General features: G+C 59.9%; 18 protein-coding genes and 1 pseudogene. 9 read left to right on the forward strand and 10 right to left on the reverse strand.

Annotated features, from left to right (window positions below):
- Positions 1–6: 6 nt before the first annotated feature.
- Positions 7–1,089: a glycine cleavage system aminomethyltransferase GcvT gene (gene gcvT, locus J1G37_RS05040; RefSeq protein ID WP_207040406.1), complete on the forward strand. Its 1,083-nt coding sequence runs from the start codon at positions 7–9 to the stop codon at positions 1,087–1,089.
- 53 nt (positions 1,090–1,142) lie between these two features.
- Complete coding sequence (gene gcvH / locus J1G37_RS05045) at positions 1,143–1,526, forward strand: glycine cleavage system protein GcvH (protein WP_124526840.1); 384 nt, start codon at positions 1,143–1,145, stop codon at positions 1,524–1,526.
- Positions 1,527–1,681: 155 nt separating this feature from the next.
- On the opposite strand, the gene J1G37_RS05050 is transcribed toward gcvH, so the two are convergent.
- The 7 genes from J1G37_RS05050 to J1G37_RS05080 form a co-directional block, all read right to left on the reverse strand.
- A complete protein-coding gene (locus tag J1G37_RS05050; RefSeq protein WP_207040407.1) occupies positions 1,682–2,824 on the reverse strand; it encodes a DegT/DnrJ/EryC1/StrS aminotransferase family protein in 1,143 nt (380 codons plus the stop codon).
- A gap of 156 nt (positions 2,825–2,980) precedes the next feature.
- Positions 2,981–3,646 (reverse strand): outer membrane beta-barrel protein, encoded by a 666-nt coding sequence (locus J1G37_RS05055; RefSeq protein ID WP_207040408.1) that lies wholly within the window; start codon positions 3,644–3,646, stop codon positions 2,981–2,983.
- Between the two features lie 183 nt (positions 3,647–3,829).
- Positions 3,830–4,144 (reverse strand): DUF2388 domain-containing protein, encoded by a 315-nt coding sequence (locus tag J1G37_RS05060; protein ID WP_003176799.1) that lies wholly within the window; start codon positions 4,142–4,144, stop codon positions 3,830–3,832.
- 68 nt (positions 4,145–4,212) lie between these two features.
- Positions 4,213–4,659 carry an NfeD family protein gene (locus J1G37_RS05065; protein ID WP_207040409.1) on the reverse strand — a complete coding sequence of 149 codons (447 nt, stop codon included), beginning with the start codon at positions 4,657–4,659 and terminating at the stop codon, positions 4,213–4,215.
- 10 nt (positions 4,660–4,669) lie between these two features.
- Positions 4,670–5,590: an SPFH domain-containing protein gene (locus J1G37_RS05070; protein ID WP_017739057.1), complete on the reverse strand. Its 921-nt coding sequence runs from the start codon at positions 5,588–5,590 to the stop codon at positions 4,670–4,672.
- A 22-nt stretch (positions 5,591–5,612) separates the two neighbouring features.
- Positions 5,613–7,337: a GspE/PulE family protein gene (locus J1G37_RS05075; protein ID WP_207040410.1), complete on the reverse strand. Its 1,725-nt coding sequence runs from the start codon at positions 7,335–7,337 to the stop codon at positions 5,613–5,615.
- Positions 7,338–7,420: 83 nt separating this feature from the next.
- Entirely contained in the window at positions 7,421–7,759 is a 339-nt protein-coding gene (locus J1G37_RS05080; RefSeq protein ID WP_207040411.1) for a hypothetical protein, read from the reverse strand.
- 127 nt (positions 7,760–7,886) lie between these two features.
- Here J1G37_RS05080 and J1G37_RS05085 point away from each other — a divergent pair, with 127 nt between their 5' ends.
- A complete protein-coding gene (locus J1G37_RS05085; RefSeq protein ID WP_017739054.1) occupies positions 7,887–8,357 on the forward strand; it encodes an Lrp/AsnC family transcriptional regulator in 471 nt (156 codons plus the stop codon).
- A 109-nt stretch (positions 8,358–8,466) separates the two neighbouring features.
- Here the strand turns inward: J1G37_RS05085 and J1G37_RS05090 are convergent, their stop codons facing one another.
- Positions 8,467–9,834, reverse strand: coding sequence for a CYTH domain-containing protein (locus J1G37_RS05090; RefSeq protein WP_207040412.1), 1,368 nt, complete (start codon positions 9,832–9,834; stop codon positions 8,467–8,469).
- Positions 9,835–9,992: 158 nt separating this feature from the next.
- Between J1G37_RS05090 and argE the strand changes: the two genes are divergently transcribed.
- Both argE and argA read left to right on the forward strand, forming a co-directional pair.
- Positions 9,993–11,141, forward strand: coding sequence for an acetylornithine deacetylase (argE, locus tag J1G37_RS05095; protein ID WP_207040413.1), 1,149 nt, complete (start codon positions 9,993–9,995; stop codon positions 11,139–11,141).
- A gap of 136 nt (positions 11,142–11,277) precedes the next feature.
- Positions 11,278–12,576, forward strand: a complete 1,299-nt coding sequence (argA, locus tag J1G37_RS05100; protein ID WP_026137088.1) for an amino-acid N-acetyltransferase — start codon at positions 11,278–11,280, stop codon at positions 12,574–12,576.
- Between the two features lie 186 nt (positions 12,577–12,762).
- Here the strand turns inward: argA and tauA are convergent.
- Positions 12,763–12,958, reverse strand: a pseudogene (tauA, locus tag J1G37_RS28940) (taurine ABC transporter substrate-binding protein); the annotation flags it as partial.
- 371 nt (positions 12,959–13,329) lie between these two features.
- On the opposite strand from tauA, the gene J1G37_RS05105 reads away from it, so the two are divergent.
- Together J1G37_RS05105 and J1G37_RS05110 are read left to right on the forward strand one after the other, a co-directional pair.
- Positions 13,330–14,664 carry an OprD family porin gene (locus J1G37_RS05105; RefSeq protein WP_207040414.1) on the forward strand — a complete coding sequence of 445 codons (1,335 nt, stop codon included), beginning with the start codon at positions 13,330–13,332 and terminating at the stop codon, positions 14,662–14,664.
- A gap of 276 nt (positions 14,665–14,940) precedes the next feature.
- Positions 14,941–15,579, forward strand: coding sequence for a peroxiredoxin (locus J1G37_RS05110; RefSeq protein WP_207040415.1), 639 nt, complete (start codon positions 14,941–14,943; stop codon positions 15,577–15,579).
- 118 nt (positions 15,580–15,697) lie between these two features.
- Here J1G37_RS05110 and J1G37_RS05115 read toward each other — a convergent pair whose 3' ends face one another.
- The gene (locus tag J1G37_RS05115) at positions 15,698–15,895 is read right to left on the reverse strand and encodes a hypothetical protein (RefSeq protein ID WP_207040416.1); all 198 of its coding nucleotides are present in this window, start codon (positions 15,893–15,895) and stop codon (positions 15,698–15,700) included.
- Between J1G37_RS05115 and ssuE the strand changes: the two genes are divergently transcribed.
- Together ssuE and J1G37_RS05125 are read left to right on the forward strand one after the other, a co-directional pair.
- Positions 15,894–16,487, forward strand: coding sequence for an NADPH-dependent FMN reductase (ssuE, locus tag J1G37_RS05120; RefSeq protein WP_124526829.1), 594 nt, complete (start codon positions 15,894–15,896; stop codon positions 16,485–16,487). The genes J1G37_RS05115 and ssuE overlap by 2 nt on opposite strands.
- 95 nt (positions 16,488–16,582) lie before the next feature.
- On the forward strand, positions 16,583–17,551 hold the full coding sequence (locus J1G37_RS05125; protein ID WP_124526828.1) for a sulfonate ABC transporter substrate-binding protein: 969 nt from the start codon (positions 16,583–16,585) through the stop codon (positions 17,549–17,551).
- Positions 17,552–17,563: the final 12 nt, after the last annotated feature.

The raw sequence follows: 17,563 nt of genomic DNA on the forward strand, positions 1-17,563 counted from the left end.
AAACCCATGGGACAGCGTACGCCTCTGTATGACCTGCATCTCGCCCTCGGCGCGAAAATGGTCGATTTTGGCGGTTGGGATATGCCTCTGCACTACGGCTCGCAAGTTGAAGAACACCATCAGGTGCGACGCGACTGCGGGGTGTTCGATGTATCTCATATGACCGTAATCGATGTCACCGGTCCCCAGGCCAAGGAATGGCTCCAGCACCTGCTGGCCAATGATGTCGAGCGCCTGCATGGCTGCGGCCGTGCGTTGTACAGCGCCATGCTCAACGACAAGGGCGGCGTGGTGGACGACATGATCGTCTACCGTACCGACGCGGGTTACCGGCTGGTGGTCAACGCCGCCACCCGCGACCAGGATATGGCCTGGATGCAGGCGCAACTGGGCAGCTTCCACGTGCAACTGCATGAGCGGCCTGAGTTGGCCATGCTCGCCATTCAAGGCCCCCACGCCCGGCAGAAGATCGCCGAGCTGGTCACCCAGTCCCGCAGCGCCCTGATTCACCAACTCAAGCCTTTCGAAGGCCTGGCCGATGGCGATTGGTTTATCGCCCGCACCGGTTATACCGGCGAAGACGGCCTGGAGATTGTGTTGCCTGCCGATCAGGCCCCGGGTTTTTTCAACGACCTGGTGGGCGCCGGCATTTCCCCCATCGGCCTCGGTGCCCGCGATACCCTGCGCCTTGAAGCCGGTATGAACCTGTACGGCCAGGACATCCACCAGGACGTTTCCCCGCTCGCCGCCAACATGGCCTGGAGCATTGCCTGGGAGCCTGCCGGGCGCAATTTCATCGGCCGCGCCGCGCTGGAAACCGAATTGGCGGCCGGTGTGCAGTTCAAATTGGTCGGGCTGGTGCTGGAAGAACGCGGGGTTTTACGCGCTCACCAGGTGGTTCGTATCGCCAATGTTGGCGAAGGAGAGATCACCAGTGGTAGTTTCTCTCCTACGTTGAGCAAATCCATTGCCTTGGCGCGAGTACCGACGGCGACGGCCGATCGGGCCGAAGTGGAAATCCGCGGCAAGTGGTATCCGGTTCGAGTGGTCAAGCCGACCTTCGTGCGCCATGGCAAAACCTTGATCTAACCTATTTCCGGCAGGCCGAAGGCCGCTGACATTACTTCTTGAGGACACAGACTATGAGCGATATCCCTGCCGACCTGCGTTTTGCCGAAAGTCACGAATGGGCCCGACTGGAAGCTGACGGCACCGTGACCGTCGGTATCTCCGACCATGCCCAGGAAGCGTTGGGTGATGTGGTGTTTGTCGAGTTGACCGAAGTGGGCAACGTGTTTGCCGCAGCTGATCAGGCGGGTGTGGTTGAGTCGGTGAAAGCCGCTTCGGATATCTACTCGCCAATTGCTGGCGAAGTGATTGCGGTGAACGAGGCCCTGAGCGGCGAGCCTGAGCTGTTGAACTCCGACCCGTATGGCGCCTGGATCTTCAAGCTCAAGCCAAGCAACCCGGCTGACCTGGATAAACTGCTGGATGCTGCTGGCTACAAAGCCGCTATCGGCGAGTAAACGCAAAGAGTTGCAACAATACAAATCAGTGTGGGAGCTGGCTTGTCGGGTCGCCGCATCGCTGCGATGCAGACACCTCGGTGGTTCAGTCACACCATGGTGATGCTATCGCAGGCAAGCCAGCTCCCACATTTGATTGGGGTGAGCCAGGTTTTTCAGCTCGCTTTCAATACGGCTTTCACTGCCGCCACCGACCGCTCCACATCCGCCTCTGTCATCGCCGTAAACATCGGCAACGACACGATCAAGCGCCCAACCTTTTCCGCCACCGGGAACATGCCTTCGTTGAATCCCTGTGCCCGATAAAGGCTGAGCAGGTGGATCGGCGGGTAGTGATAGCCAATGCCAACGCCGTGGGCCTGCATCTGCTCCATGAACGTGGCCCGCGCCGGCAGGCCGTCCTGACGTTCCGGCAGCACCAGTTGGAACAGGTGCCAGTTGCTGTTTTCGAAATCCGCCGGTGGCAGTTGCGCGCCGTATGTCTCTTCAAAGTCGCTGCCGAAGCATTTGAAATAGTGCCGCGCCAGGTTCTGGCGATGGGCGGTGATCTTCTCGATATGGGCAAACTGCCCCAGGCCGATGGCCGCCGCGATATCGGTCATGTTGAACTTGCCGCCCAACACATCCACATCCAGGCCGTCGAAGCCGGTGCGGGTTACGCCTTGCAGGCGGTACTTCTCCGCGAGGCGCGCTTCTTCGGCATTGTTCAGCACCAAGCAGCCGCCCTCGGAAGAGGTGATGTTCTTGTTCGCCTGGAAGCTGAACGACACGAAGTCCCCGGTGGCGCCGATGCGTTCGCCATCCCAGCTGGAACCCAAGGCCTGGGCGGCGTCTTCGATGATGCGCAGGTTGTACTTGTGGGCCAGCGCGTAAAGCATCGGCATATCCAGCGGCAAACCAGCCAGGTAAACCGGGATGATCGCCTTGGTGCGCGGGGTGATCGCGGCTTCGACTTGGGCCAGGTCGATATTGCGGGTAACCGGGTCGATATCGGCGAACACCGGCGTAGCACCCACTTCCAGGATTACGTTGGCCGTGGCGACCCAGGATATCGGCGTGGTGATGACTTCATCACCCGGGCCGACCCCGGCGATGCGCAGGGCAATCTCCATGGTGCAGGTGCCCGAGTTGAACGTGCGCACCGGCCGGCCGCCGAAATATTCCGACAGCTGGGCTTCGAATGCCTGCACTTTTGGCCCGCTGGTGATCCAGCCCGAGCGCAGTACATCGCCGACTGCCGAGATAGTGGCTTCGTCGATGGTGGGTTTGGAAAACGGCAGGAAGGGCTGTTGGCTCATGACGACGAAGGCATCCGTTTCAGATTGGCGATGAGAAAAGGCTTATCAGAACCGGCATGGTTGCACGGCTCGACTGAATATAGCCTGTCGCCCGTGAATGAATCGTCATGATGACGGCGAAAATGCCGCTTTATGAGCGGCATTCCTTGTGGCAAATCAGAAAGACAGACGCGCCTCCAGAAACACATTTTGCTCCTTGAGTTTGCCTTTGAGCTGTTCGTCCCGGGCATTTATTCGGTTGGCGAAGGTGTTGTAGCCGGTTTCTACATCGCCCATGGCGACGTATCGGTATCCGGCGCCCAGGGTGAGTTGTTCGGTGGCCTTGGCTTCCAGGCCCATGCCCACACTGTAGGCGAAATTATGCTGGCGGTTATTGGCGAAACGGCGGGTATCAACGGTTTGGTAGCCCTCGGCTTCAACCCGTGCAACCCCCATCCCAGCCATACCGTAAAACGACAGCCAATGGTTGATCGGGATGTCTTTGTAGCCATTGAGCATCAAGCGCTGGCTGTTGACCTGCAGGTTGTTGACGTTGGCATTGAAGGGCGCCCAGTAGGATTTGAACGCAGAGCTGTTTGGCATCGTGTATTCCCCTTCCACGCGCCAGCCATCGGTAAAGGCATAACCCACTGCAAACGAGGCGACGAGTGACTTGGTGGTATCGGGGGCTTGCACTCGCTCGGTGACGCGGGGGCTGGTCAGCAACGCACTAGAGAGGTTTTGGCGAGCGTTATTGAGTTTTGCCGACCCGTACCAGCTTTCTGCTTGAGCGTGGGGGGTTGTGAATGCAACGAGAAGTATCGCGTAGACAAGCTTGTGCATGGGCGGTGATTCGCTTTGTATAAAAGGAATCCATAGCTTGTGAGCTGGCCCACGCCTTTCACGACAGGACCTATCTCGATCAATTGGGGAAAAGCAGAACGTATGTGTAGTTATCAGCACTGATGGCTGTAGGAACGAATACAAAAATGCCGCTTAAGAGCGGCATTTTTTATGGGCCGAGGGTTACTCGGTGACGGCGTTTTTCGCCAGGATGGCGTTGGCCAACTCCATGTCCGTGGCCTGCAGGCCAGGGTTGTCGGCGCGGACTTTCTGCATTGCGGCCTCCAGGTACGGACCGCGGATGCCGCCGTCGCTGGCAACAAAGCTGCCCGCGTCATCTTGCGCAGCGACCACCAGCTTGTGGTCCTTGAAGGTCAGGTACGTCGAGCCGGTAGTGGCGCCCGACGAGATGACATTGCGCCAGAAACTGTCGGCCATGGCTGAACCGACAGGGAGGGAAAGCACAGCGAGGGTTGCGACAGCATATTTGAGACGCATGATGGGTGACTCCGGGTGGTTATCTGTACTTTATGATTGTAGTCAGGCCTCCCGAGTTCCATCAGTGACTAAACAGTTTCAACCTTCAAAATCACCCCGTCCTGGCCAATCACCCGGACTTGAGCGCCCGCAGGGCTGTCAGGACCGGTCACCATCCACACACCATCGCCGACTTTGACCTTGCCCCGGCCATCGATAATCGGCTGATGCACCACGAAGATGCGCCCAACCAGCTCCGACCCCCGTTCATTCAGCCCGGGCTGGTCGCTGGGCTTGGCGCTGCTGCGCAGGCGTTTCCACCAGGCCACTGCTGTCAGTAACGACAGCACCGCAAACAGCAGCAGTTGCCATTCCAGCCCCAGGGACGGCACCAGAAACTTGATCACACCCACGGCAGCCGCGGCGATACCCATCCACAACAGGTAACCGCCGGCACCGAAGACCTCAAGAATCAGCAGCACCGTGCCCAGCGCCAGCCAATCCCAAAACGACAGATGCTGCAGGAAATCCCACATGGTGGTCGCCTCAGCCTTTCTTGCTGTCGAAGGTCGCCTTGACGATCTCGCCGATACCGCCGACCGCGCCGATCACCTGGCTGGCTTCCAGCGGCATCAGGATCACCTTGCTGTTGTTGGCCGAGGCCAGTTTGCCGAGGGCGTCGATGTATTTTTGCGCGACGAAATAGTTGACCGCCTGCACGTTGCCCGAGGCGATCGCTTCCGACACCACTTGTGTCGCGCGCGCTTCGGCTTCGGCCTGACGCTCACGGGCTTCGGACTCGAGGAACGCTGCCTGGCGGCTACCTTCGGCCTCGAGGATCTGCGCCTGCTTCTTGCCTTCGGCTGTCAGGATCGCCGACGCCCGCAGGCCTTCGGCTTCAAGGATCTGTGCACGCTTGATCCGCTCGGCCTTCATCTGGCCGGACATGGCGGCCATCAGGTCCGCTGGCGGGCTGATGTCCTTGATCTCGATCCGGGTGATCTTGATGCCCCATGGCGCGGTAGCTTCATCGACGGTACGCAGCAGTTTCTCGTTGATACCGTCACGCTGGCTGAGCATCGCATCCAGCTCCATGGAGCCGAGCACGGTACGGATGTTGGTTTGCAGCAGGTTGCGAATGGCGTGTTCGAGGTTGTTGACCTCGTAGGCAGCCTGGGCGGTATTGACCACCTGGAAGAAGCACACGGCGTCGATCTGCACGGTAGCGTTGTCGGCGGTGATGACTTCCTGTGGCGGGATATCCAGCACGCTTTCCATCACGTTGATCTTGCGACCGATGCGGTCCATGACCGGAATGATGATGTTCAGGCCGGGCTTGAGGGTGTTGGTGTAGCGGCCGAAACGCTCGACCGTCCATTGGTAGCCCTGGGGCACCACCTTGAAGCCCATGATGAGCAAGGCCACGGCCAAGCCCACGAAAATAAGCAGTACGGTTCCGATCTGCATAGCGATTCCCTATCCGATGTTGTCAGTGAGCGGAGTGTAACGGTGTTGCCACTGATAAGAACGGTTTCACGCCGCAACAATACAAAGGATGTGTTTCTGAATCCCCGGGCGTGACCCGCAGCACTTCGGCCAGGGTTGTCAGGCCGGCGCTGGCCTTTTCCGTGGCGGCCATGCGCAGGCTGCACATGCCTTGGGCTATCGCGCTCTGGCGCAGGGCCTGCACGTCGGTGCCGGGGGTGATCAACGCCTTGAGGCTTTCGTCCAGCACCATGATTTCATAGACGCCGGCACGGCCCCGGTAACCGCTGTTTCGACATTCCCCGCAGCCAACGGCCTCATGGGCGTCTTCGCGCATTCGTTTGCAGTGGGTGCACAACAGTCGCACCAAGCGTTGCGCCATCACCCCTATAAGGGTAGCCCTGATCAAATAATGAGCAATCCCCAGCTCCTGTAGGCGGGCGACCGCGCTGGGGGCGTCGTTGGTGTGCAGGGTGGCCAGCACCAAGTGCCCGGTCAGCGCCGCCTGGATCGCCATTTCTGCGGTTTCCTGATCACGGATTTCGCCGATCATGATGATGTCCGGGTCCTGGCGCAGCAGTGCGCGGATGCCGCTGGCGAAGGTCAGGTCGATATTGTGCTGGACCTGCATCTGGTTGAACGCCGGTTCGACCATCTCGATAGGGTCTTCCACCGTGCACAGGTTGACCTCGCGGGTCGCCAGTTGCTTGAGCGTGGTGTAGAGCGTGCTGGTCTTGCCGGAACCGGTCGGGCCGGTGACCAGGATGATGCCATGGGCCTGGCGCGTCATGGTGTGCCAGCGCCGTTGGTCCTCGGCGGATAAGCCCAATTGGTCGAAATCCTTGAGCAGCACCTGCGGGTCGAAAACGCGCATCACCAGTTTTTCGCCAAACGCGGTGGGCAGGGTTGAAAGGCGTAATTCCACTTCGCTGCCTGTTGGGCTTTTGGTCTTGACCCGACCGTCCTGGGGTTTGCGTTGCTCCGCCACGTTCATCCGGCCCAGGCTTTTCAGGCGGCTGACGACCGCCACCGTCACCTGGTGCGGAAATTGATAGACGTCGTGCAGCAGCCCATCGATGCGAAAGCGCACGCGGCCCTGTTCTCGGCCCGGTTCTATATGGATATCGCTGGCGCGCTGGGCAAAGGCGTACTGCAACAGCCAGTCGACGATATTGACGATATGGGCGTCGTTGGCGTCGGGCTCCTGGTCGCTGGCGTTGAGGTTGAGCAGCTCGAAAGGGCCCGGTGCCGTCATCTTTTGATCGGCACCGCTGACGGACTTCGCCAGCCGGTAAAACTCGCCGATGCAGCGCTGGATGTCCTGGGGATTGGCCACCACGCGTTTGATCGAGCGCTTGAGGACCTGGGCCAACCCCGCTTCCCAACTGGTGACGAACGGCTGGGCACTGGCGATGGTGACGGTGTGCGCATCCACCGCCACGGCAAGAATGGCGTGGCGTTGGGCGAAGGCGTGGGACATCAAGGGGACGACGGCGGCGACGTCGATCTTCAGCGGGTCGATACGCCAATACGGTTGCCCGGCATGGCCGGCCAGCCACTGGGTCAGACTCTCCAGCGATGGCCCCAGGGCGGCGATGCTTTCCAGGGGATGCAGGGTGTTGCTGGTCGCAAGCGCAGACAGGCGCTTTGCCATGTCGGCAGTCACCAGCCCCGCGTCGATCAAGGGCGGCAACAACGGCAGCAATTCCAAGCGTTGATCAGCAGGCATCAAGGGTTTCCTGGGAGGTGGTGGGCGTAATTCGAGGCTAGCCAGCCCCGGCAAATCTGCCTCCCAGGGTGTATTGCAGATTTTTACTGAGCCGCCGCCACCAGCGCCGCAGCCCGCACGGCATCAGCCGGCCACAGTTCCAGCGAACACACGCTGATCAGGTTTCGAATCTTTTCACCGATCACCTGGGCACGGTGCCAGCTCAGGCCGTCCAGGGTGATGTCGATCGTCAGCAGGTCGTGTTCGCGGTTCACCGTCACCTGTTGTGGTGTGAGGAATTGCAGGGCGAAATAGTTGAGCACCCGGCACAGCACATCCGGTTCCGCTTCGGCGACGATTTGGTAATGCGCCTGGCAGTGGGCGCTGTTGACGGCCCACACATCGGCGCGGGTAACAGAGTGGCTGGTTTCGACGGCGTGCATGGGAATTCTCCAGATTCGACTGGAGAAATTTTTACATTCGACAACGGAGATTTCTTATCTAAGATGAGCCGATATTTCGATATTTCGAATCATTCAATTCAAGATTAGCGCCATAGAAGGTATTTATATGCACAGTGAGCTGGACGCCTACGACCGTCGCATCCTGGCCTTGCTGCAAGAGGATGCCTCGCTCTCCAGCGCGCAGATTGCCGAACAGGTCGGCCTGTCCCAGTCGCCGTGCTGGCGGCGCATCCAGCGGCTCAAGGAGGAGGGCGTGATTCGCGCGCAGGTGACATTGCTGGATCGGAAAAAGATCGGCCTTAACACGCAGATCTTCGCCGAGGTCAAACTCAACGCCCACGGGCGCTCCAACTTCACCGAATTCACCGACGCGATTCGCGGGTTTCCAGAAGTCTTGGAGTGTTATGTGCTGATGGGGGCGGTGGATTTTCTGCTGCGCATCGTTACGGCGGATATCGAGGCGTACGAGCGGTTTTTCTTTGAGAAGTTGTCGATGGTGCCGGGGATTCAGGAGGTCAATTCGATAGTGGCGTTGTCGGAGATCAAGTCCACGACCAGCTTGCCGGTGTTGCGCTGACTGGGCTGGCCTCATCGCGGGCAAGCCCGCTCCCACACTGACTGTATTCACAAATAGAAATCTGTGAACCCAGTCCCATGTGGGAGCGGGCTTGCCCGCGATAGCGTCCTTACAGACGCAGCAGAGTCTTCCACGCCCGGTTCTGATACACCGCAATCGCCTGATGCATGCGCGCATCCAGCGACTCATCGGTGATCGGCTGGTTGGCCAGTTGTGCCAGCTTGTTCAGCTCGCCGTACAAACGGTCCATTTCCGGGATGTCCACCACATGACGGGCATGGTGCAGCCACGCCTGGATGCGTTCGATGCGCGGCAGTTGCTCGGCGAGGTCTTCCGGTTGTTGCTGGTAGCGCGGCAGTTGCAGGGCGACGGCGTCGTCGGCCAGCAGGCGCGGCAGCCAGTTGGTGATTTGCGCTGCGCCCTGGCGGTTGCCGCGCACGTTACGCTCGGCGGTCCAGGTGCGGGCCAGCAGCCAGCGCGAGGTGTTCAGTGAGAACAGGCCCCAGCGCACGTCGTCCAATTCTTCAACGAATTGCTCAGGTGCGGCTTTGCGGATGTCTTCGTCGTCATCACCGGCTTGTACCAGTGGGCGCCAGTCTTCCAGCAGGGCATCCAGTGCGCTGCGCAGTTCGCTGGTGGATTGGCGCGGTGCGGCCTGGCCGAGGCTGCCGATCAGGGCGCGCAGTTCGCCGAGGTTCTCGACCCAGTCTTGCAGCAGGCGCCAGTGGCCATTGAAACGGTATTGCTCGGCCAGGCGCTGGCTGCTGCCGAGCAGGTGCCACATGATTGCGGCGAACGCGTCGTCCAGCGGCATTTCGGCGTGGATCTGCGGCGCCGGCAGGCTCAGGGAGTAGCTGCTGGCGTCATACAGGCGGTAGCCGCGCTCGGCCTTGCTGATGTCACACGGCATCAGCGCCAGGGTCGCGGCCAGTTCGGCAGCCAGTTCCAGCAGGGCGGCCGGTTCACCTTCGCGCAGTTCCAGTTCCAGCTCGCAGATTTCTTCTTTCTGCTTGCCGACGACAACGTGGCCCAGGTCCAGGGCGGCTTCGATGACGACTTTGGCCTTGCCACGGCCCCAGGCGATTTCGGCGCGTTCACGCACGAAGTCGGTGGTGAAGATCGGCTTGAGGGTCTTTTTGTCCAGCTCGGCCAGTTGCTCGGGCCAGCATTCGCCGTCGAGTTTCTTCACGTCCAGCTTGGCTTTGGGCAGGTCCCAGTTGTACTCGTTGCGTTCCGACAAGCCGGCGACGCTCTGGCCACGGGTCTTGAGGGTCTGGATGATCTCGTCACCGTCCTTGCGCAGGCGCAGGGCGACTTTGGCCTGGGCCAGGTCGCGCTCGGGGGTGTCGAAATACTGGTTCATCAACTCACGGCGTTCCCAGCCACTTTTGTTGCGTTTTTTCAGTAGCGGGTGCTCACGCAGCGCGGCGAGGGTTTCGCGGCTGACGCGGAGCTTGATTTCGGTTTCTTTCTGCATGGCCGGAAAATCCAGGATCGGGAGCGCAGCCGGGAAAAAGAGTGGCTGCCAAGGCCGTGCAGTGTACAGGACTGAGCCCGGCAACGCGCCGCAACGGTTTATTGTGTCGTGCAGATGGCTCTATAGTGGGCTTCATCCGGGAAGTTGAGAGACCGCGCATGCCATTACCCATCATGAAAGAGCAGTTCGCCGCGTTGATTGCCGCGCCGTCGGTCAGTTGCACCCAAGCGTCTCTCGACCAGACCAACCGCCCGGTGATCGATTTGCTCGCCAGTTGGCTGGGGGACCTGGGTTTCGCCATCGACATCCAGCAGGTCAGCCCCGGCAAGTTCAACCTGCTCGCCAGCTTTGGCAGCGGCCCCGGCGGCCTGGTGCTGGCGGGGCATAGCGATACCGTGCCTTACGACGCGGCGCTGTGGAAGACCGATCCGCTCAAGCTGACGGAAGTTGACGGCCGCTGGGTAGGATTGGGCAGTTGCGACATGAAGGGCTTTTTCGCGCTGGCGATTGAAGCCGTGCTGCCGCTGCTGGATCAGCCGTTCAAGCAACCGTTGCTGATCCTCGCCACCTGCGATGAAGAAAGCTCCATGTCCGGCGCCCGCGCGCTGGCCGAAGCGGGGCGCCCGCTAGGCCGTGCGGCGGTGATCGGCGAGCCCACCGGCCTCAAGCCGATCCGCCTGCATAAAGGCGTGATGATGGAGCGCATCGACATCCTCGGCCGCAGCGGCCATTCGTCGGACCCGAGCCTGGGCCACAGCGCCCTGGAAGCCATGCACGATGCCATCAGCGAACTGCGCGGCTTGCGCCAGGTGTGGCAAGGCCAGTACCGCAACCCGCAATTCAGCGTGCCGCAGCCAACGATGAACTTCGGCTGTATCCACGGTGGCGACAACCCTAACCGCATCTGCGGCCAGTGCTCCCTGGAGTTCGATCTGCGCCCGCTGCCGGGCATGGACCCCGAGGTGTTGCGCGCCGCCATCCGCCAGAAGCTCGAACCCCTGGCCGAGCGCCATCAGGTGCAGATCGACTACGCGCCGCTGTTCCCCGAAGTGCCGCCGTTCGAGCAGCCTGAAGACGCCGAACTGGTGCGGGTTGCGGAACGTTTGACCGGTCATCGTGCCGAAGCAGTAGCGTTCGGCACCGAAGCGCCTTATCTTCAGCGCCTTGGTTGTGAAACCCTGGTGCTCGGCCCTGGCGATATCGCCTGCGCCCACCAACCAGGCGAGTACCTCGAAATGTCACGCTTGACGCCTACAGTGCGTCTATTGCGGGAACTGATCGAACACTACTGCCTGAAACCCGCATAAATTAACCCCTGCCTGTTCGTACATATTGAGGAGAGTGAGCGTGTCGCCAAGCCTGTTCCGACGATAACCATCAGCCCGCTGTGCGCTTTCACGATTGATCCTTTTTCGGCTGCTTTTTATTACAGGCCCAGGTGTTATGCCCGACTACGTTAATTGGCTTCGTCACGCTTCTCCTTACATCAACGCCCACCGCGACTGCACTTTTGTGGTCATGTTGCCCGGCGACGGCGTGGAACATCCCAACTTCGGCAATATCGTCCACGACCTGGTGCTGTTGCACAGCCTGGGCGTGCGGCTGGTGCTGGTGCACGGTTCGCGCCCGCAGATCGAAACCCGTCTTGAAGCCCGTGGCCTGACCCCGGCTTACCACGAAGGTCTGCGCATCACCGATGCGGCGACGCTGGAGTGTGTGATCGACGCGGTCGGCCACCTGCGGATCGCCATCGAAGCACGCTTGTCGATGGACATGGCGTCCTCGCCGATGCAGGGCTCGCGCCTGCGCGTGGCCAGCGGCAACCTGGTGACCGCGCGGCCGATAGGCGTGCTGGAAGGCGTGGACTACCACCACACCGGCGAAGTGCGCCGGGTTGACCGCAAGGGTATCGGCCGCCTGCTGGACGAGCGCTCCATTGTGCTGTTGTCGCCGCTGGGTTATTCGCCCACCGGTGAAATCTTCAACCTGGCTTGCGAAGACGTCGCCACCCGCGCCGCCATCGACCTGGGCGCCGACAAGCTGCTGCTGTTTGGCGCGGACAAGGGCCTGATCGATGAAAACGGTCGCCTGGTGCGTGAGTTGCGCCCGCAACAAGTGCCGGCGCATCTGCAACGCCTGGGCAACAACTACCAGGCCGAACTGCTCGATGCCGCCGCCGAAGCGTGCCGTGGCGGGGTAGGGCGCAGCCATATCGTCAGCTACGCCGAAGATGGCGCGCTGCTCACTGAATTGTTCACCCGCGACGGCGGCGGCACGCTGGTGGCCCAGGAGCAATTCGAGCAGGTGCGTGAAGCGGCGATTGAAGACGTCGGCGGCTTGCTGGATTTGATCAGCCCGCTGGAAGAGCAGGGCATTCTGGTGCGCCGTTCGCGGGAAGTGCTGGAGCGCGAGATCGAGCAGTTCAGCGTGGTCGAGCGTGAAGGCATGATCATCGCCTGCGCGGCGCTGTATCAGATCGCCGATTCGGACGCTGGCGAGCTGGCATGCCTGGCGGTGAACCCGGAATACCGTCACGGCGCACGCGGCGATGTATTGCTGGAGCGCATCGAGACCCGTGCACGGGCGCAAGGCTTGAAGACTTTGTTCGTGCTGACGACGCGCACTGCGCACTGGTTCCGTGAGCGTGGTTTTGTGCCGAGCAGCGTAGACCGCCTGCCGTCGGCGCGGGCGTCGTTGTACAACTACCAGCGTAATTCGAAGATCTTCGAAAAGGCCCTCTGAGCAAGCCCGGGCCTGGCTTCTGTGGGAGCTGGCTTGCCTGCGATGGCATCACCTCGGTTTTGCTGAAAGACCGAGTTGTCAGCATCGCAGGCAAGCCAGCTCCCACATTTGAACTTCATCACATCCCAATCGCCTTCGCCGTGCAGCCTTTAAAACAGGCATCGGTTTGCTGCGCCTCGGCATCCGGGGTGCGTCAATGTGGCTGCCGTTACACACCACCCCTGCTTCAGAAGTATTGATCTGCGCCGATAAGTTAAACGCGACGACGGGTAGATTGCGTCCAGCGGTTACAACTCGCCGTCTCGGTAGCTGAAACCGCAAAATAAAATATAAGCGATACAAAAACTGTAACAAATTGACGGGAGGATGCGCGTTTGGCCATGATGGCGTCGCCTTTTCGAACGTGGGTGACGTATGAAACCCTACGGCCACACTAGGCGATCTAAAAAAGCGCGAACAAATACCCTTTAGGAATTAGCTTACGGAGTGGGGCGTCTACCCTGACCCATCCGTGCCATGCAAAGGCTTATTCCCAAATCGTATGAAAAAGGATGAAACAATTCTTTTTGGGTGTATGAAAAACTCATTACCCTGCAGGGACCAAATCTAACTGCTGTTAGACGAAGGTAGTAGACACACAAGGTTACGATTGACTTGTCAGTCACTATCCGGTGCTAATCGCGCATCTGTGGATCGAGGGCGTCAGACCCGAGACCAAAGAAATACAAAAATTAGAAATGAGAGGAGCGGTACATGAATAAGTCCACCTTGGCTTTGGCTGTAGCTTTGGGCGCAATCGCCCAGCAAGCAGGCGCTGCCGGTTTCATCGAAGACAGCAAGGCGAGCGTGACTGCGCGCAACTTCTACATCAACCAAGACAACCGTGACGGCACCGCCAAGCCGAACAAGCAAGAAGAGTGGGGCCAAGGCTTCATCTTCAACTTCGCTTCCGGCTACACCCAAGGCACCGTTGGTTTTGGTGTTGACGCCATTGGCCTGTACGGCGTGCGTCTGGACTCCGGTAAAGGCACTGCCTACAACAACAATAGCGCCAACAAGGGCGGTATTGTGTTCCCAAGCGACAGCGACGGTCGTGCGGTGAATGATTTCGGCAGCATCGGCCTGACCGGCAAGGTCAAGATCTCCAAGACTGAATTGAAGCTGGGCACCCTGCAGCCAAAACTGCCGGTTGTGACCTCCAACGACGGTCGTCTGCTGCCACAAACCTTTGAAGGTGGCCAGATCACCTCCAACGACATCGACAACCTGACCCTGGTTGGCGGTAAGTTGGAACACGCCAAAGGCCGTAACTCGTCGAACAACGACTCGCTGACCATCGCTGGCTCCAACGGCGCTACCCGCACCGCTACCGCCAACGCCCGCAGCAACGAGTTCTACTACGCCGGTGGTGACTACAAGATCACCAAGGACCTGACTGCCCAGTACTACTACGGCAACCTGTCCGACTTCTACAAGCAGCACTTCCTGGGCCTGACTCACAACTGGGCATTGCCAGTGGGCGTGATCAAGACCGACCTGCGTTACTTCAACAGTGACTCTGACGGCAAGAACGCTACCCAAGAAGGCCGCATTGCGGGCTACAAGGCTTCTGGCTATCAGAACAACAACGAAGTAGACAACCGCACCTGGAGCGCCAAGTTCACCTACGCCCTGCAAGGCCACGCGATCAGCGCCGGCTACCAGCGCGTAAACGGCACGAGCGACTTCCCGTTCCTCAACCAGGGTGACGGTGCTTCTTCGTACCTGATCACCGACGTGCAGATCGGCAAGTTCCAACGCGCCGGCGAGCGCACCTGGTTGGCCCAGTACGCCTACGACTTCGCAGCTATCGGCTTGCCAGGTCTGACCACTTCCGTCATGTACCTCAAGGGCGACAACATCGCTGCTGCCACTGGCGAGAAAAGCGAGTGGGAGCGTGACTTCAACCTGGGCTACGTAGTCCCGGAAGGCACTTTCAAAGGCCTGGGCGTTGCCTGGAAAAACGCTTCGCTGCGTTCCGAAGTGGCTAACCAGCGTAACCAGGACGAAAACCGTCTGATCGTCAGCTACACCCTGCCGATCCTGTAAGACTGTTGTTAAACCTTGCCCGGCGCGATGCCGGGCAAGGTGTCTTGCATTTCAAGTCGGGCTAAACCCCCGCAAGCCCTTCCTGAACCCCTCTTTGTACAGCGTCTCAAGGCCTTCTCGAACCTTGAAGCGGATGGTGCTCCTCGTCCGTTGTGGCGTCCAATGAACAGATTTTTAATATTCCTTTATCGTCTAGATAAATCGATATTTATTCTTTTTAAATAATCTGCAACCCATGCACAGTAGGCTCCATAAGCACTCACCAGGAGCCACACCATGAGCCTAAGACTGGGCGACATCGCCCCCGACTTTGAACAGGATTCCAGCGCCGGCAAGATTCGTTTCCACGAATGGCTGGGCGATAGCTGGGGCGTGCTGTTTTCCCATCCGGCGGATTTCACTCCGGTGTGCACCACTGAGCTGGGCTTCACCGCCAAGCTCAAGGACGAGTTCGCCAAGCGCGGCGTCAAGGCCATCGCCCTGTCCGTCGACCCGGTAGATTCGCACCACAAGTGGATCGAAGACATCAACGAAACCCAGAACACCGTCGTCAACTTCCCGATCCTGGCCGATGCCGATCGCAAAGTGTCGGACCTCTACGACCTGATCCACCCGAACGCCAGTGACACCCTCACCGTGCGCTCGCTGTTCGTGATCGATCCGAACAAGAAGATTCGCCTGACCATCACCTACCCGGCGAGTACTGGGCGTAACTTCCATGAAATCCTGCGGGTCATCGACTCGCTGCAGCTGACCGACAACTACAAAGTTGCCACGCCGGCCAACTGGCAGGATGGTGATGAAGTGGTGATCGTGCCGTCGCTCAAGGATGAGGACGAGATCAAGAAGCGCTTTCCGAAGGGGTATCGTGCGGTGAAGCCGTACCTGCGCCTGACCCCTCAGCCTAATCGTTGATGCTGATATCGCCATCGCGGGCAAGCCCGCTCCCACAGGGGAATGCGGTCACCTGTGGGAGCTGGCTTGCCTGCGATAGCGCCATCACAGACACCCCATCCATCAAGCAGCACCCGTCTCACAATGCAGGGGTTTTCAGGCCGTTTTCACGGCCTTTTTTTTCGCCCGGCGTTTCATAAAGCCCATATGCATTTAAAGAATAAACACATGAAAAAATAAGATTTAAAGATATATAAATCTGCTGATATGGTCTGTCCCATCTTGGCGCCATCGCCACACAGCGAACCGCCGGCACTTGCTCAAGGAATTCCTGCATGTTGGTCGTAACACTTGGAGGCAGTCCCAGCCAGCGTTCCCGCTCCGGGGTCTTGCTGGAAAAAACCCGTCAGTGGCTACAAGACAAAGGCGTGGAAGTGGTGAGTTACCAGATACGGGACTTCCCGGCTGAAGACTTGCTGCACGCCCGCTTCGACAGCCCCAAGGTCATCGACCTGTTGCAGCAAGTCGCCAACGCCGATGGCCTGGTGATCGCCACGCCGGTGTACAAGGCGTCGTTCTCCGGCGCATTGAAGACCGTACTCGACCTGCTGCCCGAGCGCGCCCTGGCCCACAAGATCGTCTTGCCAATGGCCACCGGCGGCAGCATCGCCCACATGCTCGCGGTGGACTACGCCTTGAAGCCGGTGCTGTCGGCGCTCAAGGCCCAGGAATTGCTCCACGGCATCTTTGCCGAAGACAGCCAGATCGCCTACGCCGAAGGCAGCGCCCAGGCGCAGTTGGTGCCGGTGCTCGAACACCGTTTGCACGAGGCCCTGGAAACGCTTTACGGCGCCATGGCCCGCCGCCCGAAACCGCTGGACCCCCATGTGTTGAATGAACGTTTGTTGAGTGCTCGCTGGAGCATTTAAGCCACATCGAAACCTGGAAGTACTCACCTTACTCAGCCGCCAACGGCCAAGCAGGTGCAGCCAACCCCCTAAACGCATAATTTGGAGAGAGCGCCATGCGCACTGTCATCTTGCGTCGTGGTCTGGTCGCACTGTTTGCTGCGGCTGTGTCCTTCGGCGCCATTGTTCAAGCCCAAGCCGCCGAAACCCTGCGGATCGGTTACCAGAAATACGGCACGCTGGTGCTGCTCAAGGCCAAGGGCACGCTGGAGAAGCGCCTCGCTGCGCAGGGCGTGAACGTGCAATGGACCGAGTTCCCAGGCGGCCCGCAATTGCTCGAAGGCCTCAACGTCGGCTCCATCGACTTTGGCGTCACCGGCGAAACCCCACCGGTGTTTGCCCAGGCGGCTGGCGCCGATCTGCTCTACGTCGCCTACGAGCCGCCTGCGCCGACCAGCGAAGCGATCCTGGTGCCGAAAGACTCGCCGATCAAATCGGTGGCCGAGCTCAAGGGCAAGAAAATCGTGCTCAACAAAGGCTCCAACGTGCACTACCTGCTGGTACGTGCGCTGGAAGATGCCGGCCTCAAATACACCGACGTGCAGACCGTCTTCCTGCCGCCCGCCGATGCCCGCGCCGCGTTCGAACGTGGCAGCGTGGACGCCTGGGTGATCTGGGACCCGTACCAGGCCGCCGCCGAGAAGCAACTGCAAGCGCGCACCCTGCGTGATGGCACCGGCATCGCTGACAACCATCAGTTCTACCTGGCCACCAAGCCCTACGCGGAAAAACACCCGGAAGTGGTCAAGGCCCTGATCGAAGAAGTGCGCGCCGTGGGCGAATGGTCCAAGGCCAACCCGCAGGAAGTCACCGATCAAGTCGCACCGCTGCTCGGCCTGCCCGCTGACATCACCCTGACCTCGGTGAAACGCCAGGGCTACGGCGCGCTGTTCCTGACCCCGGCCGTGGTCGCCGCCCAGCAGAAAATCGCCGACACCTTCTACCAACTCAAATTGATCCCGAAACCCTTGAGCATCAAGGACGTGATCTGGACGCCACCCGCCGCCGTTGCCAAAGCGCCGTAATCCGACTACTTC

The sequence above is a fragment of the Pseudomonas sp. Marseille-Q1929 genome (assembly GCF_017316265.1).
GTDB lineage: Bacteria > Pseudomonadota > Gammaproteobacteria > Pseudomonadales > Pseudomonadaceae > Aquipseudomonas.